This window comes from Candidatus Dependentiae bacterium (assembly GCA_018266175.1).
GTDB lineage: Bacteria > Babelota > Babeliae > Babelales > RVW-14 > JAFEAY01.
Window position 1 is genome coordinate 13,596 of record JAFEAY010000019.1, and the last position, 25,144, is coordinate 38,739.

Genomic DNA, 25,144 nt, shown 5'->3' on the forward strand with positions numbered 1-25,144 from the left:
CCAGTAGATTAAAACTTAGGGAATCTGGGGATCGTATCGTGCGTGCTGGGGGGGGAGAAGTATATGTTCTTGTATAGATCAATCTATAACAACCTTTTTACGATTATGACAATAATAATCATAGGGGGTGTTCTGTTTTCTGCCTGCTCCACAACACCTCTTCCGACCACAGCAGAAAATATGCTTTCGCTCAGTACAACGCTCACCTGGCAAGAATTTAACCTTGAACACCAGAACAGTTACTTACAAAAAAAAAATTCCGCCTGGACGGCACTCATTACCATTAAAAGCAAGGAAGCTAAACGCCTTCAACAAATTACCTTGCAATGGACGGGAAAACGTATTTGTTCAATGCAGGCATCACTTTATCGCAAAGCACGGTCAGAACAAGAGCTCATTCCTATTGAAGAAAATTTAGTATGCGATGGAAATTGGAACAATCAAAGCCAACAAATTACATTTGCTCTTGATGAAAAAATAGTGGCAGTTAATGAGTACTATTTGGTACTCAGCTTTCCCAAAAAGATTGAACGTAAGTTACGCCACGGTCAATTTACATTGGCGCAACACAACCCCCTTAAATTAATTAATCTCTAGGTATCAAGTCTCTTTTCTATACACGTTATTGCGTTCGTGTTACATCCTGTTATGATTAAAAGAACGGTTTTAATACTGCACCGCTTTGCGTGGAAAAAGGAGAATTTGTGGCAGATATTATCATCCTTGGTGCTGGGCTCACCGGTCTAAGTGCCGCCTTTCACCTTGAACAGCTCAATGTTCTTGATTACAAAATTTTTGAAAAAAACGATCGCCCCGGAGGGCTTTTGCAATCGGTCACTTGTGACGGATTTACCTTTGATCACACCGGTCATTTGTTGCACATCAGCGATGATTACTTTCGTGCTTTTCTCAACTCACTTGCTGACCTAGAAAGCAATTTCTTATTCGTACAACGCCGCTCAGCAATTTTTTCTCATAACACGCTCACCGACTACCCTTTTCAAATGAATTTATACGGATTACCCATCCCAGTTATTGCTGAATGCTTGGAAGGCTTTATCAAGCGTTCAAGCACACTACGCAATCCGGGAACTTTTCATGACTGGGTTATGAAGCATTTTGGAAAAGGGATCGGGAAGCATTTCTTTTTCCCCTACAACAGCAAATTACTTGCATACGATCTTAAAAAAATTCACCCTTCGTGGACCGGCCGATTTGTTCCTTCAACAACACTTGAGGCGCTCATTCAAGGAGCATTGCAGAAAAAGCCACTCGATGGTGTTGGGTACAATAGCTCATTTTATTACCCAAAAAAAGGCGGTATTGAATTTATTATTCATCAATTGCTCAAGCGCATAAACACTCATGTGCAAACAAATCATACGGTTGTTGAAATTAACATGCAGACAAAAACGGTCACTTTTTCAAACGGACAACAAGAGCACTTTAAAAAACTTATCTCAACACTTCCCCTTAATGTCCTATTAAATCTTTTAAAAGAACCAAATAGCAGCACGCTTAAAAAAGGTGCTCATAAGCTTGAATGCAACTCTGTCATCAACCTGAACGTCGCATTTGCTCAAGAGCTTGATAATGACAAACACTGGATTTATACACCTGAAAAAGAGTTCCCCTTCTATCGTCTTGGCTTTTGGAACAATGTTTGTCCGAGTTCGGTACGACCAAAACACACAGCCGCTTATGTTGAAATGTCCTATCTACCAGGAACAAAAACAGACGCGCAGTTACGACGACTCATTGACCACGGGCGAAATAAAACTTTGAAATTTCTGGGGCTCTCATCAACTGATATTGTTCTTGAAAAAATATTACACCTACAACACGCTTATGTTATCTATAACCATTGGCGTGAAAAAAATTTGAATAACGTATTAAACCAACTGAAAGATAACAACATTCATTCAGTTGGCCGTTTTGGAGAATGGAAGTATTCAAGCATGCAAGATGCCGTGTTAGATGGAAAAAATGTTGCTCAGCAAATTGCTTCACTATTACATGTTCAACAAATCATCCCTGCTCAAAAAAATTATACCCAAGGAGCATACGCTTTGGCAGGGGAAAAAATAAAGCAAAAAAAGCATAATCCATAAAACACCCTTGTACGAAGAAAAAAGGAGCTCGAGTAATGGAGTTAAAAGAATTTTATAACAACAAAAATGTCCTAGTAACCGGTGGTGCAGGGTTTATTGGCTCGCACTTGGTTGAGAAATTAGTTGAGCTGGGTGCTCGAGTTACCGTTTTTGACAATTTCTCAACTGGAAGCCTTAACAATCTACGAAATGTGCTTCCCTTTATTTCGGTTACCTGCGCAGATATCCGCTCAGCACACAGCATTGCACGAGCAACACAGCGCAAAGACATTGTATTCCATCATGCTGCATTTATTTCAGTCCCTCTTTCACTTGAACAACCAGAACTATGCAACTCAGTCAATACACAAGGAACACGAAATGTCCTTGAAGGATGTATTCAAAATGAAGTAAAAAGTTTTGTTTTTGCCTCTTCTTCAGCGGTCTATGGCAACTCTACAAAAATCAATACCGAAGAAGACCCAGTCAATCCATTAACCCCTTATGCACTCAGCAAGATTGATGGCGAAATCTTGTGCAAATCTTACGCACAAAAAAGCTCTTTGAGTACTGCGTGCTTACGCTATTTTAATGTATACGGTGAACGCCAACGAGCAAGCGGAGAATATGCTGCAGTCGTGGCAAAATTTAAAGAAAATTTACTCAACCAAAAGCCTATCACTATTTTTGGTACCGGAATGCAAACTCGAGACTTTATTCCTGTTGAGCAAGCGGTTATGGCCAATTTAAAAGTCGCAATGCTTCCCGATTTAAAGGGAGAAGTTTTCAACATTGGGTCGGGCAAAAGCACAAATCTTCTTGAGCTCCTGGCACAATTGGAAAGCGATTTAAAAGTACAAAGAGCGGGTATAACCTTTGCCCCTGCACGTTCTGATGATATTTTTTATTCATGCGCAAGTTGTGAAAAATATAAAAACAAGGTAGAGTAATCTTCACATTGGCCGAGGTGGTGAAATTGGCAGACACGCTAGATTCAGGTTCTAGTCCCGTAAAAGGGGTAGGGGTTCGAGTCCCCTCTTCGGCACCATCAAACCCGCTTGCCATTTATTCCATGCTTGTTTATAATTTTAGTGCTCTGCACTCAACTTTTATGAGTGCATTACAAAGCTATTAAGCCTATAAAAAACTATATTTCACGCATGAATACGGGAAGCAAGACCAATGAAACGCGATTACTACGTGGTACTTGGCGTACCAAAAAACGCCTCTCAAGATGATATCAAAAAAGCATACCGCAAACTTGCAATGCAATATCACCCCGACAGAAATCCTGATAACAAAGAAGCCGAAGAAAAATTTAAAGAAGCTGCTCAGGCATATGAAGTACTTTCCGATGCTGCAAAGCGTAAAAAATATGATCAATTTGGTCACGCAGGAATGGAACATGGCGACTATGGTCAACATTCAGATTTTGGTGATATTTTTGAAAACTTCAGTGATATCTTTGAAGGGCTTTTTGGTCAACAAGCTGGTCAAAAACGTGGTGGTAAAAAACGTGGTGGCCCAGCACCTGCACAAGGTCATGATCTTTCACAACGCATAGAAATTTCACTTCAGGAAGCTTATTCAGGCGTCAAAAAAGAACTCAAAATTTATCATTATCAACCATGCGAAGTCTGTAAATTTACCGGCTGTAAAGATGGCTCAAAGCCAAGCGAATGCAGCTCATGCCAAGGCGCAGGAAGCGTTGCATACCGTCAAGGTTTCTTCTCCTACTCTCAACCATGCTCCGCATGCTACGGTCAAGGTTTTAAAATTTCATCACCATGCACCGCGTGCCGTGGTCAGTCTCGCTCTCAAAAGCATGAAAAACTCACCATCACTATTCCCGCTGGCATTTACCAAAATGCTGAGCTCAGAGTTTCAGGCAAAGGCGATGCAGGTATTTTTGGTGGACCGGCTGGAGATCTGTATCTCGTGGTTAACATTCTACCTCAATCAAAATTTCACCGTCGAGAAAACGACCTCGTTACAACACTCAATCTCACCTATCCTCAATTAGTTTTAGGTTGCCAAGTTGAAATCGAAAATATCGACGGCACACGTGAAGCAATTAAAGTTCCAAAAGGTTGTCCTGTTGGAAAAGAGATCAGAGTTGCAGACAAAGGTTTTGCTAAGTTGCACAGCAAAGGCCGCGGGGACTTGGTCATCATTACCAATTGTGATATTCCAACCAAGCTCACCGAAGAAACTAAAAAGTCGCTGCTTGAATATGCCGAGAAGCTGGGAAATGCCAGCTCATCATCATCTGAAGGCGGAATCTCTGGTTTCTTCAAACGCTTTTTGGGATAATGAGCCCATCAAGCATTTGAATTGATAACGCATTTATATTCCAGATAAAGAGAGAGAAAGGAGAGCTGTGAGCATTTCACGCTTTTTATCTTTTGTTGTCACCATAATTAGCTTATTCTCTGTGTTGCAGGCGCAGCAGGAGATTTTCAATGTCAATGACCAAGGTCACACAAGCATTGATCAATGCGCCCTTTCTCCTGATGGCACCATGTTAGCCGTTAAACATGATTATTCTCCAATAACAACGTTATGGAATGTTCAAACTAGAACAGTTTACTCACAATTTGAAACACACGGACGATTATTTTTTTCATCTGATAGCAAAAGATTGTATGCCTGCTCTAACAAGGTAATTACCGGTTACAAGGTTACAACAGGCAACGTAAAAGTACTTTATGAGAAGCATCATAATAAAAAATTTTTTGATATAGAAAGCTCTCTTCCAATATCCTGTACCGAAATATCTGGTAATTTTAAACAATTTTATGTTAATACAAGGCTCCGATGTCAAAATTCTGCTATCAGTACACTCTCTCCAAATTTTGATGCCACTTGGCAATGGATTAATTATAGCGTTAGCCCCTATGATTCTTTTGAGACCTGCCTAGCCTGCTGCATAAACCCTCAAGCAACTCGTATAGCATTCATCATACGTAATGGTCATCCAGCACTTCCAGAATGTAAAACATACATCCTCATTGCCGACCTTACACAAAGAGAACATAAACCTGGGAACACCAATATTGACATTACAGAGAGATATCTTGTCGATCTTAATTTTGTTAAATCAATTAATTTTTCCCCTGATACAACCAAACTTGTTACTAACAATAATTTTGCTACCGTCATCTTTGACCTTACTACCAACTGGATATACTCACTCAGACAAAAGGATAGTGTAAAATACACAGCGTTTGTTGATAACTCAACGGTACTCAGCGTTTTGTTTGATGGAGCAGTTATATTGAACTCAGTGTCTGATGAACTTTTATGCCAATACCAAAATAAACACAAAGAGAGGTTTTTATGAACTGCGTGAAGCTTATGATGCTTGTTGGAATTATGAAGAATATAAACGCATCCTTCCTCATAAACTTCTTATAATGAAAAAAGAAGAATTTCAAAATCACGTCCACAAATTTCATATGCGCTGTTCAACTCATCTTGGAACACTACAATTGCTTCAAGGTAAAAAGGATAAGATTCTAAACATGGTTGATACGTACCTTCAAGCAATCATTGAAAAAAGAGCGCAAGCGAATAACACTCATAATAACGCTAACAATTAAAGGAATAAGAATGATCGAAAAAGAAACAATTCAAGAAGCAATTCAAAGATTAGTTAAGGCCTATAATCCTCTGGAAATTTACCTTTTTGGCGCTTATGCGTGGGGTAAACCAGATGATGACAGCGATCTTGAGTTGTTGATTGTAATAGAATCATCCGATCAAAAAGTGCACAAAAGAGGATATAAAGCCTTTGATGCTTTACTTGGATTAGAAATTCCTAAAAACATAATTGTTTTTACTCAGCATGAATTCGATCAATTTTCTCAAGATGTCACATCACCAATTTATGAAATAAAAACTAGAGGCAGGAGCGTTTATGCCAGGGGTTAAAGATTGGTTAAAAAAAGCATCCAGTGATCTGAAAGCCTCTAAGAAATTGCTTGACGATGATGAAACGCTTGATTGTTCGGTTTACCATACTCATCAATCAGCGGAAAAAACATTTAAAGCATTTATAATTTTTACTAAGCAACCCATTCCTAAGACACATGACCTTGGCTTACTCCTTGAATATTGTGTAAGAGTTAATCCAGAATTCATGATACTCCTTAAAGAAAGCAGAGAACTCAATCCGTATTGCCATGATTCTCGCTATCCCAGTGATACTTTTTATGTTGATAGGGAGATTGCTCAACACGCAACAGAAATGGCAGAAAATGTTTTTCTTGTAGTAAAAAATAAAATTATCAATTAAAAGGAGAATTCTCTATGAACATTGCAAAACAATTAGTACTCTTTGTTGCATCCATCTTTTTTTGTCATACTCAAGTACAAGCAATGGATCGAATTGCCGACAATTTTCACAAATCAGTTGCAAGCGGCGATAAAAATAAAATGTTCGCAGCATTTACCGACACCGTTGCTTTCATATATGGCATGGATCCTCAAAATCGTCAGCAAACTCCTGATGGATGGATTTACTCCTCAGTCCCACTATCAAACCAAGAGCAACCGCTCGACAGCGAACAATCATTGCAACCAGATGAAATACTTGAACTCGTTCCTTCAAGCATTGAATTTCCAAACGAGACTGATAAATATGTTTTTAATATATTGGCAACGCTTAAGTTTTTTGAATACGTCATACAGCATTACGAATTCGTTTTTTTACTTCCCAAAAAATTTCACTCTTTCTCAAAGGATAAATTTGAAGAACATCTTCACACATTGAGTTTGCGTTACTCAACTGAACTTAAACGGATAAGAATACCTCAAACAAAATTGAGTAAAATTCAAGCAATGGTTGACAGAAATCTACAAAAGATCATAGATGCAAGAATATCAAATCTCTAACAAAGCAATTGCCCTCATAAAGAAATGTTTTTTATGAGCCAAGACGGCTCAGTTAATTTTATACACCAGGAGTTATTGATGAACATGATCAAACTATTCGCACTTGCAAGCATCTGCTTTTCAATGACGCTCACAAATGCAATGAACCAACCATTGAAAAATATTAATCTTTCTTATGAAGAAGAATCATATTTTGGATGCTTTAAAGAAACAGAACATCCTGCTTTTCCCCAGTTATCGTTCATCCTAGATATATCATTTGATAATTACATTCCCGCACATATCGAAGACCTCGACGAAGTAGAAGCTTATTATTTCAATGTTATAACAACGCTTAAACTCGTTAAGCATGTCATGAATAACTTTGACCAAAAAGTTTTATTAAAAGACTTTTTGTCTAAAAGATACTCACGTGATTTTTATAATAAATTAACTCAAGATTGCCTCTCGAATTTTTATCTCAGAACGTTGCTTATCTCATCTTACCACCAAATTTCCAATTTAGAATTAACCCATATAGAACGTAACAAAATATGTAAAATGGTACACCAAAACATCGATACGATCATAGCGAACTTGCTCCAGAACACTCAATAAAAAGATCTCATTTTACTCAATCACTTGTTCTGGCTCCCCCTCTTTTGATATCTTGAAAAAATCAAAGAGGCTGGGGGGTCTTATGCAGGGAAATTCACACTCATGCCGACCGTTACACGTCGGCATTCTTCTTTTTTTATTATCGTTATTGTGGAATGTTCATGCTCACGCATCAACATCCCACAATCAATTAGTACAAAAAAAAACTGCTCGCATCTCAGTTTTAGAGAAGTTATTTGATAATTTTTATGCCGTTGAGCATGGCAAGCTTTATCGCTCAGCACAACTTTCTGCACGCAAATGTGCTTATTACATAAAAAAATTTCAGATTAAAACTATTATTAATTTACGCGGCAAGAACTCAACACAAGACTGGTGGCAAAAAGAAAAGGCTTTGGCACGGGAGCTCGGAGCACAACTTTTTGATATCCCCATGAGCGCATGCCGATTTTCAAGCAAGCATGAAATTACACAACTCTTGGCACTCTATGACTATGCGCCCAAACCGATACTCATTCATTGCTACAGCGGTGCGGACCGCTCGGGAGAAGCTGCTGCACTGTGGGCCTTGGATCAACAAGGTAAAAATAAGCGTGAAGCGCTCAGGCAGCTTTCTTTTAAGTATTGGCATCTACGCTCCAGGCACCCGCACAAAGCACAGTTCATTAATCTTTGGAAAGGAAGAGATTGGCTCCTCAAAAATTATAACCCCACATGAAAATAAAAAATTTAATCCTTTTAATTTCGCAAATATCATGGCATAAATAGAGCTGTTAAAAGGCTTAAAAAATTTGTGTTCCGAAGGATGATTGCTATGGTAAAAAAAATTGCACTTGCATCTTTTTGTGTAGTCGCTTTAACCGCACCACTGAATGCGGTAACCATACCATCTTATTCATCAAAAATATCTATCAGTAACATACGGCAAATAGTTATTCAAAAAGCTGACGAGTACCTTGCAGGACAAGGATTTCCGGCATCACAAATCCCACCTCGACTCATGACTGAGTATTATCAAAAAATTGATACCGTGGTTGATTCACTTAAACAACAAGCTCAAAACAACTTACTTGATGAAAGAGAGCTTTCTTCAGCTGTTTACTATCAATTCAGTAAATTCTATGACAATTTGCGCACCGTAGTTCTTACTCATCACATGGATTCAGCCGTTACCAATGCTATTCATGAAGAATTCAGAAGACAAAACATCAGCGTCTCTTCACTTCCCTCCTCCATGACTCAAGAATTTCAAAGCCGTCGACAAACAATACTCCGTCGATTACGTAATATTATGAATGTTGATAATCGCGATTATGTTCGTACGAACGAAATTGAACGATTCGTAAAAGAAGAAATGACTGCGCTTATTCGTCGAGCAGAACAACACATTAAAAACTCTGCAAAACCTAATACAAGCTTTAATTTATGGGATTTTCTGTTTGGCGACAATGCTGCACACCAATCAGATACTCCTGCAACAATCTCTACCGAAGAACCAAGCAAAGTTAAGCGCTTTCATCTTGAATCAAAAGTTCTTGATATAGCAGACAAGCAGCTTCGTCAAAATGGAATAGACCCTGACCATGTACCAGCTCGAACTGTTGCAGCATATGGTCAAAGTATTCAAAAGGTTATCTCAGGCCTACGCGAACGGATGCAGAACTATGGTCGAGATTATGTTACCGTTGCAGAAATTGAATTATTTGTAAGCCAAAAGCTCAAGAATGTTATCGATACAATCAAACTTGTTGGCCAAATGTGCTCTATTTGTCGAGATGGGTACTCTCCACGAGAGCTCATTGGAAGCTTACAATGTGGTCATATTTTTCACAAAAAATGTATCAGTACATGGTTTACCCACAAACGTACATGCCCTGATTGCAATCAAGGAAATGCTGAAATCGTTGCACAAGAAATTGTTCTTTAAACTGTCACCAAATTTGCAAGGGCCAGAGAATATTCATATTCTCTGGCCCTTATTTTTATTATTATAACAAATATTTCAAATATAATTAATTAACGATATTCCACTTGCTTGTTTGCAAAATCTTGCTATTGTTATTTATCCATTTTATAAATTTTTATACATTACCCCCTGGAGATTGTTCATGAAAAGAGCTCTACACGCAATCGCATACTCACTCATTATGGCAAGCGCATTGTGCATGGCACCAACAATTCATGCAAAAAATTTAACTGAAAAAAAGAATTCAAAAAAAGAGCAATCTAATATTTATTTTGCTGTAAAAAATCACTATCTCCCGGCAATTGCAAACACAGCAAAAGCTGAAAAAAAAGCATCTAAAGAGCTCAACGCAAAGAATGCGGATCTCATGGTAGAATTTGAGAAAAAAGGAAAATATACCGTTAACTCACTGCAGATTCCTCAAGTTGGTCATGCTGAGAAAATTAATTTGATGTACTCAATTTTAGCTACTTCACATGAAGGTAAAACATCTTACCCAAATATCTTAAATTCAAATATCTTCAACGATCTAGAAATGCTTGCTGGAAATGCTCCAGACTTTGATCGTAATATTTTTTCAAAAATTGATTACACACTCACCACCGCAGGAAAAGTACAACTGCAAAAAATGCTCTACACGCCAACTGCTGATATTAAGGAGCTCGTCAAACGACAACAGATCATTAAACAGCTTGTAAATAAACCTGCTTTACGTAAAAAGCTTGAAGCAAAACTTCTTTCAATCAAGCAGGTAGAAAATGAATTGATTTGGTTTTGGAAAGAGATTCAAGTAGAAATTGCATCGTTCTTTGAAGAAGCATACTTTCAAAAGAGCTTCTTGAAATCTCTCAACAAAAATGAATATGCACTTGAAGCAGAAAGTATTCGAACTTTTGTATTTCCAGTAATTAATATTTTGATGGGTAATATTTTTCTGGCCGCATCATTTAAGCTTCAAGAAGCTTTAGGTCTGCCAGCTGATCCAATGGCTCAACTTCGTTGGCATGCAGGCATGCTTGCCTATATGGGTTTTGCCCTTTCCATTCAATACGCTGTTTTTGGAATCAACGTTTTTGCCCCTGCAGTCAATCAATATAATATTTGCGACACATTGCAGAAAAAAATGATTAATATCGCTTCATACATGAACAATATCAAAGAAATTGGTTCAATCATTAATACTGATTCTGAACTTTCTAAGCTTCTCCCTGACGCAAAAAACTTTGTACAATCCGGAGTTACAAATGCTGAAGCAAAAGAGTTACTCAGCACGCTGCAATCAGGCACTTTTGAAGGAGAGGCATCATTCTTCTCCAACTATGGACGTGTTTTGGCAGCCTTTAAAACATTACAAGATGCTAAAAACAATGTGGTTAACGCGCTTGGCAAGGCTGGAGATATTGACGCCTATGTTGCTCTTGCTCGTTTGTACAAAAAACATGCATCTCATCCAGATGCTGCACAGTACTGCTTTGTTGATTTTCAATCAAGTGATAAGCCTTATCTCAAAGCTGAAGAATTCTGGCATCCTATGCTCAAACCAAGCACCGTTGTTACGAATAATTTGGAACTTGGCACAGCAGATGCAGGAAGAAACTTGATCATCACCGGCCCAAATGCTGGTGGTAAATCGACTTCACTTAAAGCTATCACGCTCTGTGTTTGGCTTGCTCAATCAATAGGCATAGCACCTGCACGAGCTCTGAGTATGACCCCATTTACCAAGATCAACACCTACCTAAATATTACAGACTCTGAAGGACGAGAATCACTCTTCCAAGCAGAAATGCACCGTGCTCAAGCATTACTTGAAAGCATCAAGAGCTTAAATCCTTCTGAGTTCAGCTTTGTGATTATGGATGAAATCTTTACCGGAACTAATCCCAAAGAAGGCGAAGCTGCAGCTTATGGCGTTGCTAAGCATATCTCAAGCTTTGACAACAACATGACTATTGTGGCAACTCACTTTAAAGAGCTCACCAACTTAGAAGCCACAACAAATGGTTTATTCAAGAACTTTAAAGTTTCTGTGATTAAAACAGATGGTGGATTCATTTATCCGTACAAGCTTGAATCTGGCATAAGCGACCAACCAATTGCGCTCCAGCTCCTTGCAAACCAAGGGTTTGCAGCTGAAATATTGCACGAGGCTCACGCTATCATGGCTAAGCATGATAATTAATCTCTAATAATTATAAAATTAAAAATGGGTCAAGATTCTTTCTTGGCCCATTTTTTTAGCTCTTTTGGTTGCAACCTCACGCTAATCGCGATATAACTATTCAAGACTCATAAACATAATCGCAGCGTACTGCCTAACCCTTTGGAGCAGCTCATGATAGACCTAAATTTACTTCGTACAGAGCCTGAAAAAATTAAACAACTTCTTTTACGAAAAGAGCCTTCTTTTCAAATCGATCTCCTCATTAAACTGGACTCAGATATCCGACAAGCTCGTCATGAAGTTGAGGATTTGCGCAAGCAAAAAAATGAACTCGCAAGCTTAGGTGCCAAAGGGATCAGTGAAGACGTTCGAGCACAAGCAATTGAATTGGGCAAAATGCTCAAAGCAAAAGAAACTGCTCTGGAAGAAGATGAAATTGAATTCAAAAAAATATACCTTTCCTGCCCAAATGTCATTCAAGATGATATTCCTGCAGGAAATAAAGAAGCTAATTTCCCGGTTCGTGTGATTGGTGAAAAGCCAAACTTTTCATTCCCAATCAAGCATCACCTTGATTTAAACGAAAAAGCTCAATGGTTCGACATGCAGATGGGGACACAAATGTCGGGTGCCCAGTTTGTATTTTATAAAACACTCGGTACCAAAATTATCTACGCACTTACTCGTATGATGATTAAAAACAATGTTAAATTTGGTTTTGAGCCAGTTATTCCACCTGCATTGGTTCTTGAAAAATCACTCTATAACTCTGGCAACTTGCCTAAGTTTCAAGGCGATTTTTATGAAATCAAAGATGAAGGTTTATGCTTAATTCCAACCGCAGAAGTTGGTTTAACCAATATGTATGCGAATCAAATCTTAGCAACCGATAATCTACCATTGCGTAACACTGCTTGGACTAGCTGCTTCAGGCGTGAAGCGGGTGGCTACGGTTCAAGTGAACGAGGATTAATTAGAATTCATCAATTTGAAAAAGTTGAACTTTACTCAATTTGTAAAGCTGAAGATTCTAATCAAGAATTAGAACATATGGTTCAGTGTGCAGAAAACCTTCTAAAAACGCTGGGTTTACATTATCGCGTTACTTTGCTTGCAGCTCAAGATTGCTCATTCTCCTCAGCACGAACCTACGATATTGAAGTATGGCTGCCTGGACAAGACCGCTACTACGAAGTCTCTTCATGTAGCAACTGTACCGATTTCCAAGCACGACGATCAGCAATTAGACATCGCAAGAACCCAGAAGACAAACCAATGCTTGCACACACGCTCAATGCATCATCGCTGGCATTGCCGCGCCTGATGGTTGCATTGATGGAAAACTATCAGCAAGCTGATGGTTCAATTAAATTACCCCCAGCTCTGCAAGCTGTTATGGATGAGATTTGGTAAGATAAAAAAGGTGATCACATGTTAACGCAAGAGATCAGACAAAAAATTAAGCGAATTCAAATCTACACCAAGCGCATGATGCAAAGTGCGATGAGTGGCGATTACATTTCTGCTTTTAAAGGGTCAGGCCTTGAATTTCATCAAATTCGTGAATATCAAGCAGGCGATGACATTCGAACCATCGATTGGAATAGCTCTGCAAAAATGAATAAGATGATGGTTAAGCAATTTATCGAAGAGCGAGATCGCACAATCATTCTTGCTATCGATGTATCTGCTTCATCCGCTTATGCGTCAACCAATCAGCTTCGCAAAGATTTAGTTGCAGAAATTTCAGCATCACTCTCTTTTATTGCCGCTGAAAGCAAAGATAAAGTTGGTGCACTCTTTTTTTCAAATGTTGTTGAAAAATGGATTCCACCATCACGCGGCATGGCGCATAGCAATAAAATTTTGGAAACTGTTTATTCGATCAAGCCGGTTAGCAAGCAAACGGATATTGCAGCGGCACTACGATTTTTGATTAGTTTAAGAAAAAGAAATGCTGTTGTTTTTTTTATCTCTGACTGGATTGACAGCACCATTAAATATTCAAAATTACTCAAAGTCGCTGGTTGCGAATTTGATTTTATTGGCATTCGAGTACTTGACCAATGCGAACAAGAATTTCCTGATATTGGTTTACTTGAAATTGAAGATCCTGAAACAGGGCAACAAACCGTTATTGACACGCGCGTGCACTTTGGTCGCATGCCCGACCTTAACCGCTTCTTGCAAAGCAGAGTTTTTGAGCAAAAAAAATTATTTGAAAAATATAGAATCGATCTTCTTGATCTCAATCTTGGACAATCGTTTGTACGACCATTGGTTACATTCTTTCATCAACGAATTAGGAGGCAAATTTAATTATGGAACAAGCCTCAACATTTTATGAAATTTATGAACATTACTATGTTCCCTTTTATCAAGAACCATTTTTTATAGTTGCTGCATCGGTTGGCAGCATTCTGTTACTTAGTCTAATTGGCTATTGGCTCTATAGAAGAAAACTCCGCCCTGTGACCCCTTGGGATTGGGCTTTGCGCGAAATTGCAAAACTTCCAACCACAACATATGCAACTAAAAACGATTACAAAAAGTTTTATTTTGCCATTACCACCATTTTAAAAACTTATCTAGAAAAGCGCTATAGCTGGGATACTCAAGACAAAACTGATGACGAGCTTTCCACTTTTTTGCAGCTTCATGGTTTTCAACCAGAGCTTTTAGAAAAACTCAAAAAAATGCTCCAAGGTGCAGCTTGGATAAAATTTGCCAATGAAGAGGCAATCAGAACTCAAGTTGATGAAGATCTTACAACCGCTCAATTAATTATCAAAAAAACAATTCCTAAGAAAAAAGAAGCATCGAGGCCTCATTGAGTACGCATGATTTCCCGAGATGTCCAGAACATCTCTATTTCCATTGGCCGTTTTGTAGTAAAAAATGTCACTACTGCGATTTTGTAGCTTTTCAAAATCATGAGCAATATCAAGATGCTTATCACGAAACGTTGTGTTGCGAAGTTGAAACATTTGCACAATTAACTGATGCACTCAAAACGCCGATTAAAACAATTTTTATGGGTGGGGGAACTCCCAGCCTGTATGACACAACACAAATGGCTGAACTTTTTGCACAGCTCCGTGAACGCTATAATTTAAGCCAGCTTGAAGAAGCAAGTATCGAAGTCAACCCCGCAGATGTTGAAGAAGAGCGACTTGATGCATGGCGCGAGTGCGGCTTCACACGTCTGAGCATTGGAGTTCAAGCACTTGATGATCAGCTCCTTGCACGCCTCAACCGACGACAACGTACCCAAGATGTTTTCAAAGCAATGAAGCTTGCTCCAAAATATTTTGACCGCATGTCGATTGACCTTATTTTGGGTATGCCTGGTGTCAGTCAGCAGCAATGGAAAGACACACTCACTCAAGCGATGAATTGGCCTATTGAGCATATTTCAATCTACTTCCTCACGATTCATGAAAAGACGCCACTTTATTTCAAAGTTGAACGTGGAGAGCATATTTTGCCCGCCGATGAATCGGTTATTGAAATGTATCAATACACCGTCGAGTTTTTGGCACATCACGGCTTTGAGCAGTATGAAATCTCAAATTTTGCAAAACCGGGCGCCGAATCGACTCATAACAAGGCCTACTGGGATCGCAAGCCCTACAAAGGCTTTGGGATAGGATCTTCATCATTTGATGGAAAATCTCGATTTACCAATCATAAAAATTTGCCTGACTATTTGGCACTGTACAAAAACAGGTCAACCATTACCTACGATACAAAAGAAGTATTAAGCAACCAGCAGGCACTATTGGAGCATTTAATGCTCAGCCTCCGGCAGCGCAACGGGGTGGGCTTGCATAGTATGGTATACTTGTTAAACGAAGATCAAAAAGCACGGTTTTTCATCCAAGTTCAGGAATTGATAAAAGCCTCCTTACTTGAAGAAATAAATGGTAATATTCGTTTAACAATACGAGGTATGATTTTAGAAAATGAGGTTGTGATAAGTTTAATTTAGGATTTTTCCAGAGTTTTTGTATACTACAAATTCGTTTCGGCAAGTTCATTTCTCTAACAGAAGCGCAATAGAGGGTTTATGGCAAAACACGTAGGGGTAAAATTACCCGAAGATCTCATTGAATATTTGAAACATGAAAAGTGCGTCGCAACATTAGCTACCTTTTCTGAAAAAGGTATTCCTAATACGACGCCCGTCCAGTGCATTTACCCTAAAGGACAAGAGAGCCTTCTGCTCAGTATCCACAAGGAGCATACCGGTTATCACAACATGGTATGGCAGAAAAAGATTATGCTTTGCTTCATTGGAGAAGGCAACATCGCTTACAGCGTGCTGGGACGAGCAGGTGTTGTGCGTGCTCCATCAATTGTTCACCCACTCATGAACATCGTACGCATCGACATTATTGACATTAAATCTGATCGTTCTATTCTTACAAAAGTAGATCAAGGCGTTGTTTGGAGCTATACCTCAGCTGAAGCCGAGGAGCTTGTTAAGAGTCTTTTCAAAGAGCTCAGAGACCTTGCCAAAACTTTGTAGGGCTTTTTCCTGAGCTTCACGTAATACGTGAGGTTGCACATGAAACGGTGGAGTGTTTTTTTTGCTGTTGTATGGGGAAGTTGCTTAGTACAATGCACGGTTGTTCAAGCAATTTTTCCGCCAATACCTCAACAGCCGACTGTGCAAACAGACGGTACATCTGCACTTCCACAGCCCGATATAATGGGAGCTATGCCGGCCGAAACTACACCACCTGCACTCGACACATCGCAGCCGGCGCTTCCAGGTATCACACCTTCTTTGCCCGATCCTTCGATAGGCGGCGTGCCTTTTCCATTACCCGATCAAACAACCTCGGCACTGCCTAACGCACAACAAATGTCCTCTCCTGAATTAGCACAACAACCATTACAAGCAGATGCATCGGGCATAACGCAACCACAAATAATAGCCCCTGATACCGTAGAGTTACCAGACAAAGAAATCGGTATTCAGGGAAACTGGATGAAGAAAAAAGAATGGCTCAAGCGAGCATACGAAACTCATGACCAAATGCAACGGCTTGCGGTCGATATACAAAATAGTCGCAATGCGTTTAATCAAAAGTTCAATAGCATTGATGAAGAGCTTGATCAATTTTATAAAAATTATGGCGTGCAACAAGGAAAGCTCGATGAGCTTTTTTCAAATATTTCAGGATTCCTTGAAAAGAAAAAGCAGCGCACGCTTGCAGCACTTGCAGCTGAAAAGCAACAAGATAAAATTCTTGAACGCGATTATCAAATAAAAGTTGAAGCTATCGAAACAGAAGTCAAAGGAAACAAGACAAGCCTTGAACAGCTTAAGCTCAATATGCAGTCTATCGAAGAACTCGATCGCTCTCTTGCTGAACGCTTAACACAGCTCGACCAACAAATTAATCAGGGAATGACGCTGGTTAATCAAGGCAATGACACCATCAATGCACTCTGGCAAATTATTGATGACAGCATTGCCCGCACTCGTTATTACGAGTTAGTTAATAATGTCTTTGCACCGCTGCAAGCAATTCATACTTATCTCACCTCCACACTCCAACAAGATTTTGATCAAGTCGCCGGAACAATCAGACAGCAGATCGCCAAGGTTCTGGATGACACCAGACAGTTAGAGTCTATTGGACTAGTGCTTAAAAACCGAGCACCTCGGCTTGATGATATTCGCCTCCAGGTTAAGCTTGAGCGCGAAAAGGCATTGCAGGCTGAGCGCGAAGCCGAAGCCAAACGCAAAGAGCTTGCTCAAAAAAAGACGGTTAAAAAGGTTGTTCCTCAACCGTGGTGGAAGAAGATTATACTTTTCTTTGTCTCATTTTTTTCAAACCTGTATTCAGTTATCACAGGCTCTGAGACACCGGCTCCACAGGTTCGAAAAACAACTCCTACTGCTGGCCTTGCAGGTCCTTTGGTAGCTCAATAATATACCTACGTTTCAAGTACTCCCTTTGAACTTTTCCACAGAAAACTCATAAAAAAGTTTCAAATCGTCCATTATAGCTTCAATTTTTACCAATATCCGAGTTTTTTAACGCCCCCTTATGGCCTTTGCGGCCACCTTATTTAGTTGATATAATTAAATCTATATTAGAATATTTAAAAATTGAATAGGTTTTATTATGATCAAATATACTATCTTAGCTTTATTGTTATTTGCACACTCATTACCACTCAATGGAATGAAGCGCAAGCGAGACAATATTGATAAAGAATCAGAGCTTCTTCCTGCTCAAAAACAGGTAAAAGAAGATGTGCACGATGAGAGACCTGAAAATAATAATAATCAGCTGACTCTCCTAGAACAGCCTATTCATAAAAATCAGAATTCTATCGAGTTACAACTTGAAGAGGCTCGTCATCTTATCAACTTAACAGATGCTAAGTCTCTTGATGATCTTAATGCTATTGCTCAGATAGCAATCGATACTATTCAACGCTCTGCTGAACTCAATCAAAATATCGAAATACAAACAATTTTAGAAAAATTACAGAAAGCGATTAAGGTCGAAAGCAATTTAAGTACCTTGAAAAGCTACCTGATGGAGCTATCAGATATTGCCAATATTAACCAATATTTAACACACTCAGAAATTGCAAAAATCATGATTATGAATCTTGATTACGGTAGAAATCTAAGTTTCATATCAAAGCTTAGCCTCGCTCTAGGAACTCCAGAAAGAGAAACCCTTGCCCGTTATGTACAAGCAACCAAAAATATTGTATCACCCTTGCAATACATATTGGTTAATATTCCATCAACTGCTGTTCAAAATGCATTTAAGACAACAAAAGCATTACTATTTCTTGCAAGTACCTCAAAAGTGTCCGCACCTCTTGTAAAATGGACAGGTAAATTTTTAGGAAAAAAAGTTTTAAAATATGTGTCCGAAAATAAAATTGAGACTGGAGTTAGCCTTGCAAGTACAGCCGCTTATGCCTATTTTGGTTTACCAGCCTTACTCATTCCATTTACCTTTAACATTATATGGTCCTCACTCGGGTTCCGATCGCTAACAGCTTATGGTGCATTTGAACGTGACGCCATAGCTATTAACAACAAGCATCAAGAAAAACTCCAAAGAAATACGCCTCACAGCTTTTCAACACTTGATTTACATGAACGGAACCTTACTGAATTTACGGTTGATAGTGTTGGCAAACAATGCTTTGCGACAGACCCAATGCCACTCACTCCAGAGACTCAGCTTGTGCTTGCCCAAGAACTTTTAAAGAATATCAATGTTATCAATCTGTCCGGGAATCATTTAACAAACAACACAAATTCTTTAGATGGCTTTTCGATATGTACAAGCCTCATCTTTTTATGCCTAGCCGATAATAATCTTAGATCACTCGAATTTATTGGGTCGATCATGCAGCTAAAAATACTGGATATTTCGAATAATGCGATTGATTTTGGTGATGCAAGCAATCTTGAAGCTTTAACGACACAAAAAGAGCTCATCAAGCTTATTATTTTTAATACCCAGCATCCTGAATTTACCTTATCAGACGATGCTATACAATGCCTTACTCAAGAATGCCCTTTATTAATCGATACAAATATTTATGCTTACAAAATAGAATATACGGATACCTGGAGGGGAACTCGACAAGAAATTGATAATCTTGAAGCCACCAAGCAAGCCGCATTACAAGAAAAACAAAAAAAATTAGCCAATAATGAATCTGAAAATGAGCAGAAAGAAATTAGTGCAATCATTGAAGAAGTCAGAATTTATTTAAACAATGATCAAGCAACGCTCTATGACTATATCAACACATTATCTCTTACGAAAATTTCTCAAAACAGTGATCCTTCAGAAATCAAATCGGTTTGTAAAAAATTATTGCTTAAGTATCACCCAGATAAACTTCACGCAGTTGAGGAACAAAAACGTCAAAATAGCGAAAATGTCTTCAAGTTACTCAACAAAGTTACCGCAATCATTCAGGACAAGGAAAAACATGCCCTGTATAGCAAGATGCTCAACAGCCAAGATAATATCATCGACTAGTTGATAAGCAACGCGCTTGAGATTTTAACCTATCCGTGCATTTCGACCATGCATGGCTAAAATTACAATGTATTTTCGACCATTGATGGCTAAAATGCACGGTTACTCGTAAGAAAAAATCTACGAAGTCTTCAGTTTTTCTTAGAAAATCATCAGCAGAGTCCCCACGGCATACGATTTTCAACCAACAATTATTCAGTCCATGAAAAAATTCATTCTTATCCGTTATACGCGATAGCAAAGGTCATTGCTGATGCTGACCCAGAAGTCAAAGATTCAATACATTCGTTGATCAAATAAGAAATTTAAACGGAGCTTGAGTTCATCAAGCCCTCGTAGGTTTCTAAAGTCCCCTATCTAAATGCTTATCAGAAGAAATAGCAGACTTAGGCTGAACAAGGCTGTCTACACAAAGAGATTGATTTCCTTTTTATTACCTTGGTAGTATCAATCAAAACTTACTAATGCAGATGCTTTTAACAGCATCCTCAATACAGAGGTATATTTATGGTTGCAGCAAATCGAGAAATACTTTTTACGCTTGCTTTTATGACATTAATTATTAGAGCACTAGCCATGGATACTCCAGCCACTCCGCCTACTGATCTATCAAGCTTAACGGCAACCCCAGACGCATCTGGTATGGCATCAACTCCAGCTCCAGATCTCTCAGGAATGGCTCCAACCTCAACGCCCGGTGCAACGCCGGCACCTGATGCATCAGGTGCCACAACACCCACAACTTCTGAAATTCAACCCGAACAGATGAAGGGAGATGGCATTCTTGAACTTTCAGAAGAAAAACCAGCAGAACTTTTACCGAGTGGTAACGCTCAAATTGGATCACTTGCCAATCAAGCAAAAAGTGTCGCCGATGATTTAAGTAAAACTATCGACCAAATAAAACAACAACATGCTCAACTTCAAGGACAGCTTGGACAAATTCAAAGCGAGCTTGATGCTTTTTATCAAACCTCAGGAGCTCAACGAGGAAAGATTGGTGAAATATTAGACGAAGTAGTCCAGCCATTAATCATGCAGCCAGCACCACCAACAATCGCCACACCGAACACAGGAATTCCCCTTGCTCCCGTTGCACCAACAGCCATGCCAGGAATGATAATTCCTCCAATGTAATTTTTATGAATCTTAGAATTGTAGGAGAATATATGAATAAGCGTAGTCCCGTTCTTTTTGTTTTTTTCATCGTAATTCTTGCTGGACAAACTATTATTAAGTCGATGCCCATACCTGTTGCAACACAGGCACCCGCAGCACTACCAGGAACGATACCAGCTCCCGTTGTAGCCCCAGTACCGGAAGTTCTCCCTACGCTTGAAATGACACCAATGCCTGAGCAAATAGCACCTATCGGCACCGATCCAATGATGATGATTCCTGCAGCGCCTGTACCTGGATTACCCCAACAAGCAACTCCTATTACTCCTGCGCCCATGGTTGCGCAGCAACCACAACCAATCGCTGCAGCACCGGCACCGATGTTCCCCACACCAGCAACACCCGCTCCATACCCTGCAACAAATCCATTTCCAACTCCAGCAGCACCTCAATTTTCAAGCGTTCCATCAACCGTAACTGCTCAGACCTACAAGCAAGAGCTTGATAAAGTTACTGCCGATATCGATTCGATTAACGCACTGAAGAGCACACTCAAATCTCAACTTGCCGATCTTGATACCAAGCTTGGTCAAGCACAAGAGCAACTCGCAACAACAAAAAAATTAAGTTTTGAACTTTTAAGTAAAGAGGATGAAACTGAGGCTGGCAAAGTTCTTGAGTCGATGAAACAGAATTTGGCGACCATGCAACAAACTCAAAAAACTATTGATACAACCACCGTGCAAGAGTTCAATAATACCGTTACATCGATACGAAATTTAATGGCATCGGTGCAAACACAACTTCAATCCCTGGAAAGCAAAAGCACGGCGCTTAAAGCCGCCGGAACCGCGAGTATTACCCCTGCTGCAATACCAACAGCTCCTGCACGCTCCTTTGCCGGAATGACGAGCATGCCCCCTGGATCTTCCACAACACCTGCAGCATCAGCTCCTGCTGCTTCAACAACTAAAATTGTAGAACAAGCACCAGTTCAAAAAACACTCATTCATAAATTTTTCAATACCGTTGCCGACATTGTAACCGGCTCGATTACAATGTCGGCATCATTTCTTTCTTCAATTAAAGAGATGATTATACCAACACAGCCAACCGTTGATGAACTTGAAAAAATGCGCATCTTGGAAGAAGCAAAAAAAAAAATAGTTCCTCCACCATCAGCAGTGCCTAAAACCCCAATAACTCAGTCAATTACAGCGCCCGCCTTCACTCAGGCTATAGTGGGCAAACAAACATTCCCAACACCTCAAGCTCCAATCGGTAGCCCAGCATTTGTCGATCAGGTTAAAGCAAACATTGCAGCAATTGACCAAGTCACTAAAAAGCTTGATGACCAAAGAGTTTCGGTTAAGCAAATGGTGAAAGATATCAAAAAACAAGCAAAGAGCTTAACGCAACGTATTGATCAAAATCCTGAACTCAAACAAAGAACTTCAGGTAAGCTTACGTTTAATGGAGCTCGCAAAGGTGAATGGAAAAAAACAGCTGGAACTTGGTTTGAAAAAATTTTGAATATTCTTGATCAGGGAATAGAGTTTGTAGGAAGTGCGTATAATAAGATTGTTCAGGCTGGAAAAAAAGCATGGCAATCGACTCGTGACACTGAAAAAAAAGAGACTCCAAAAACTCCAGCATCAGTAACACCGTCCAGTAAGTAGGGACAAAGTAAATTATTTGAATTACACTTACTGAGAATATGGTTCAAGACCCACTGGTCCTAAGCCCTGAGCGTCAAAGGGACCACGAACGGGATACACAAACCCCCCGCTCATCCTGAGTAATCACGTCGAAGCTTGAGCGAAGACGGATATATCGAAGGAGAGAAAGGATTACCATGAATGACATTATCTTTCGAGAATACGACATTAGAGGCGTTGTCGGAAAAGATCTTATGCTTGATCAAGCATATGATTTAGGCAAAGCAATTGTCACCTATCTTGCTGAGCAAAACCCACAGGAAAAGACCTTTGTTATTGGCCGTGATGGTCGAACACATTCCCTCGAGCTTACCGAGTGCATACAAAATGCGGCACTTGATCTTGGGTTTGATGTTATTGACGTTGGGCTTGTTCCAACTCCAGCACTCTACTTTGCTGTACATCATCTCAAACTCCCCTGCGCGCTTGAAGTGACGGCATCACACAACCCCAAAGAATATAATGGCATCAAGATGTGGTATGTTTGGGGTGAGAAAATTCAAGCGATTAAAAATATTCTCCGAACAAAAAACTTTTTACCTCTTGCTCAACAACGAGGCTCAATAAAAAAATATGATATTTTGTCAGACTATCTGGCATATCTGAAAAATCAATTTGCTCACCTGCAAGGACTTTCGCTCAATGTTGTTATCGACTGTGGCAACGGTCCGGCTGGACTCATCTATCCTCGCTTAGTTGAAATGATGAACTGGAAAGATGTAACCATTCTTTTTCCTGAAGTTGATGGCAATTTTCCAAATCATGAAGCCGATCCAACAGTTCCTGAGAATATGCAAGATGTTGCACGCGAACTAGCAACTCATGACGACCGAGTTTTTGGAATAGGACTTGATGGCGATTGCGACCGCATGAGCCCTATGACGAAAAAAGGTTTTCTGGTACCTGGAGATAAGCTGCTTGCACTCTTTGCACAAACAATGCTCCTTAAGAATCCTGGTGCAACGGTCATTTGCGACATTAAAAGTTCTTCAAGCTTGATGGAACTTTTAAATAAATGGCATGCTCGCCCAGTTTTATGTCCATCAGGTCATTCTTTAATCAAAGTAGCTATGGAGGCAGAGCAAGCATTGCTTGCCGGCGAACTGAGCTGCCACTTCTTTTTTAAAGACCGCTATTTCGGTTTTGATGATGGCATTTACGCAAGTTTGCGGCTCTTTGAACTTTTGGTACAGCAAGATCGCTCGCTTGAAGAGCTTTTGGCTGTTTTTCCACATCGGGAAAGCTCTCCTGAAATTCGCCTCATCTGTAAAACAGAAGAAGAAAAGCGTGAAATTGTTGCCAGTGTTAAAGAAACTTTTTCAAGTCGAACAGATATGGAGACAATTACTATTGATGGCATTCGAGCTCAAGCTGCCTATGGCTGGGGACTCATTCGGTCCTCAAATACACAGCCAGCTATCTCTATGCGCTTTGAATCTTCAACCCCTGAGGGGCTTGCACGCGTGAAGTACGATTTTTACCAAGCATTACAACCATACTTTGATGAACAAACACTCAAAGAAAAAATTGAATTACCTTAATAGAATAGGCGCTCACTTACGCCTTGATGAGCAGGGAATTGTGCATGGAGCCCAAAAAGCTATCCAGCTCAATCTCCCATGCTTTCAAATGTTTATTACTGCCCCGCCAGCACATGATAAATACCTCAAGGTCAATCTTAAAGATCGAACGCTCTTTAAAGAACTGCGTAAGCAATTCGATAATATCTATATCCACAGCTCGTACTGGATTAATGCTTCAACAGGCAAAAAAGAGAGCTACTCAATTTCACGGTCATTATTACGTAAAGAAATTCGCATTGCAGGGCAACTGGATATCTCTTATATCGTTCTTCACTGCGGTTCTGCAAAGGGATATCCTGCAAGCCCACATGATCCTTTCAATAAAAAACGTGGGATTCTTGCGCTTGCAAAAATGCTCAATGCAGTACTTAAAAATGAACTCAACGTAAAAATCTTGCTTGAAAATACTGCGCATGGAAACCAGGTTATTGGCAGTGATTTTTACGATTTTGTACTCCTCAAAGAACATCTTACTTTTCCTGAACGAATTGGCTTTTGTATCGACTTTGCACATGCACATGCCTTTGGCTACGATGTAGGAAATGTTGATAAATTTGTCAGGATACTTGATGAAACGATTGGCTTGGCAAATATTTTTTTACTCCATGTGAATGATACCGAAGAAATTCTTGGCAGTAAAAAAGACAGACATGCAATTCCCGGTACTGGAAAAATAGGTAAAGAGATTTTAGCTCAACTCCTCAATCATTCCGCATTCATCAACGTTCCCAAGATTATCGAACCACCACTCATCGACAACGAACAGATGAAAGATCTGCTCAGCGATATCAATACATGGATTATTGACAAATAGACACCGCGAGGGGCGTTTGTCAAAGAATTCAGAATCCTTTAGGCTGAGTACATATCAAATTTTTCGGGGTGGGATCTTAATTCAGATCAATTCTGTTTGGAACAGAATATTTATAACTAAATCATGATTGACTGTGGAGGTTATCATGGTCGTAG

24 protein-coding genes and 1 tRNA gene are annotated in these 25,144 nt (G+C 39.5%); all 25 read left to right on the forward strand.

What is annotated here, in order from left to right:
- The first annotated feature begins 63 nt into the window (after nt 1-63).
- The 25 genes from JST56_03925 (at nt 64) to JST56_04045 (ending at nt 24,989) form a co-directional block, all read left to right on the forward strand.
- Nucleotides 64-597 (forward strand): hypothetical protein, encoded by a 534-nt coding sequence (locus JST56_03925; GenBank protein MBS1988114.1) that lies wholly within the window; start codon nt 64-66, stop codon nt 595-597.
- A gap of 107 nt (nt 598-704) precedes the next feature.
- On the forward strand, nt 705-2,111 hold the full coding sequence (locus tag JST56_03930) for an FAD-dependent oxidoreductase (GenBank protein ID MBS1988115.1): 1,407 nt from the start codon (nt 705-707) through the stop codon (nt 2,109-2,111).
- A 35-nt stretch (nt 2,112-2,146) separates the two neighbouring features.
- Nucleotides 2,147-3,040 carry an NAD-dependent epimerase/dehydratase family protein gene (locus JST56_03935; GenBank protein MBS1988116.1) on the forward strand — a complete coding sequence of 298 codons (894 nt, stop codon included), beginning with the start codon at nt 2,147-2,149 and terminating at the stop codon, nt 3,038-3,040.
- Between the two features lie 11 nt (nt 3,041-3,051).
- Nucleotides 3,052-3,138 (forward strand) — tRNA-Leu (locus JST56_03940).
- 134 nt (nt 3,139-3,272) lie between these two features.
- Nucleotides 3,273-4,403: a molecular chaperone DnaJ gene (gene dnaJ / locus JST56_03945; protein ID MBS1988117.1), complete on the forward strand. Its 1,131-nt coding sequence runs from the start codon at nt 3,273-3,275 to the stop codon at nt 4,401-4,403.
- Between the two features lie 67 nt (nt 4,404-4,470).
- Entirely contained in the window at nt 4,471-5,433 is a 963-nt protein-coding gene (locus JST56_03950) for a hypothetical protein (protein ID MBS1988118.1), read from the forward strand.
- 73 nt (nt 5,434-5,506) lie between these two features.
- On the forward strand, nt 5,507-5,692 hold the full coding sequence (locus tag JST56_03955) for a hypothetical protein (GenBank protein MBS1988119.1): 186 nt from the start codon (nt 5,507-5,509) through the stop codon (nt 5,690-5,692).
- A 10-nt stretch (nt 5,693-5,702) separates the two neighbouring features.
- Entirely contained in the window at nt 5,703-6,023 is a 321-nt protein-coding gene (locus tag JST56_03960; GenBank protein ID MBS1988120.1) for a nucleotidyltransferase domain-containing protein, read from the forward strand.
- Nucleotides 6,010-6,387, forward strand: a complete 378-nt coding sequence (locus JST56_03965) for a HEPN domain-containing protein (protein ID MBS1988121.1) — start codon at nt 6,010-6,012, stop codon at nt 6,385-6,387. The genes JST56_03960 and JST56_03965 overlap by 14 nt, the downstream gene beginning before the upstream one ends.
- A 14-nt stretch (nt 6,388-6,401) precedes the next feature.
- A complete protein-coding gene (locus tag JST56_03970) occupies nt 6,402-6,986 on the forward strand; it encodes a hypothetical protein (protein ID MBS1988122.1) in 585 nt (194 codons plus the stop codon).
- Nucleotides 6,987-7,064: 78 nt separating this feature from the next.
- Nucleotides 7,065-7,583 (forward strand): hypothetical protein, encoded by a 519-nt coding sequence (locus JST56_03975; protein ID MBS1988123.1) that lies wholly within the window; start codon nt 7,065-7,067, stop codon nt 7,581-7,583.
- A gap of 82 nt (nt 7,584-7,665) precedes the next feature.
- Nucleotides 7,666-8,301 (forward strand): tyrosine-protein phosphatase, encoded by a 636-nt coding sequence (locus JST56_03980; GenBank protein MBS1988124.1) that lies wholly within the window; start codon nt 7,666-7,668, stop codon nt 8,299-8,301.
- A 96-nt stretch (nt 8,302-8,397) separates the two neighbouring features.
- On the forward strand, nt 8,398-9,510 hold the full coding sequence (locus tag JST56_03985) for a hypothetical protein (protein MBS1988125.1): 1,113 nt from the start codon (nt 8,398-8,400) through the stop codon (nt 9,508-9,510).
- A gap of 181 nt (nt 9,511-9,691) precedes the next feature.
- Nucleotides 9,692-11,731, forward strand: a complete 2,040-nt coding sequence (locus JST56_03990) for a hypothetical protein (GenBank protein ID MBS1988126.1) — start codon at nt 9,692-9,694, stop codon at nt 11,729-11,731.
- A gap of 153 nt (nt 11,732-11,884) precedes the next feature.
- Complete coding sequence (serS, locus tag JST56_03995; GenBank protein ID MBS1988127.1) at nt 11,885-13,126, forward strand: serine--tRNA ligase; 1,242 nt, start codon at nt 11,885-11,887, stop codon at nt 13,124-13,126.
- 18 nt (nt 13,127-13,144) lie between these two features.
- Complete coding sequence (locus tag JST56_04000; protein ID MBS1988128.1) at nt 13,145-14,032, forward strand: DUF58 domain-containing protein; 888 nt, start codon at nt 13,145-13,147, stop codon at nt 14,030-14,032.
- A gap of 2 nt (nt 14,033-14,034) precedes the next feature.
- On the forward strand, nt 14,035-14,547 hold the full coding sequence (locus JST56_04005; protein MBS1988129.1) for a hypothetical protein: 513 nt from the start codon (nt 14,035-14,037) through the stop codon (nt 14,545-14,547).
- Complete coding sequence (gene hemW / locus JST56_04010; GenBank protein ID MBS1988130.1) at nt 14,544-15,704, forward strand: radical SAM family heme chaperone HemW; 1,161 nt, start codon at nt 14,544-14,546, stop codon at nt 15,702-15,704. Before JST56_04005 ends, hemW begins: the two co-directional genes overlap by 4 nt.
- Before the next feature lie 78 nt (nt 15,705-15,782).
- Entirely contained in the window at nt 15,783-16,244 is a 462-nt protein-coding gene (locus JST56_04015; GenBank protein ID MBS1988131.1) for a pyridoxamine 5'-phosphate oxidase family protein, read from the forward strand.
- Between the two features lie 39 nt (nt 16,245-16,283).
- Nucleotides 16,284-17,660, forward strand: a complete 1,377-nt coding sequence (locus JST56_04020; GenBank protein MBS1988132.1) for a hypothetical protein — start codon at nt 16,284-16,286, stop codon at nt 17,658-17,660.
- Between the two features lie 196 nt (nt 17,661-17,856).
- Nucleotides 17,857-19,755, forward strand: coding sequence for a DnaJ domain-containing protein (locus tag JST56_04025; protein ID MBS1988133.1), 1,899 nt, complete (start codon nt 17,857-17,859; stop codon nt 19,753-19,755).
- 507 nt (nt 19,756-20,262) lie between these two features.
- The gene (locus JST56_04030) at nt 20,263-20,892 is read left to right on the forward strand and encodes a hypothetical protein (protein MBS1988134.1); all 630 of its coding nucleotides are present in this window, start codon (nt 20,263-20,265) and stop codon (nt 20,890-20,892) included.
- Between the two features lie 32 nt (nt 20,893-20,924).
- Nucleotides 20,925-22,553 carry a hypothetical protein gene (locus JST56_04035; GenBank protein MBS1988135.1) on the forward strand — a complete coding sequence of 543 codons (1,629 nt, stop codon included), beginning with the start codon at nt 20,925-20,927 and terminating at the stop codon, nt 22,551-22,553.
- 176 nt (nt 22,554-22,729) lie between these two features.
- On the forward strand, nt 22,730-24,133 hold the full coding sequence (locus tag JST56_04040; protein ID MBS1988136.1) for a phosphomannomutase/phosphoglucomutase: 1,404 nt from the start codon (nt 22,730-22,732) through the stop codon (nt 24,131-24,133).
- A complete protein-coding gene (locus JST56_04045) occupies nt 24,120-24,989 on the forward strand; it encodes a deoxyribonuclease IV (protein MBS1988137.1) in 870 nt (289 codons plus the stop codon). The genes JST56_04040 and JST56_04045 overlap by 14 nt, the downstream gene beginning before the upstream one ends.
- Nucleotides 24,990-25,144: the final 155 nt, after the last annotated feature.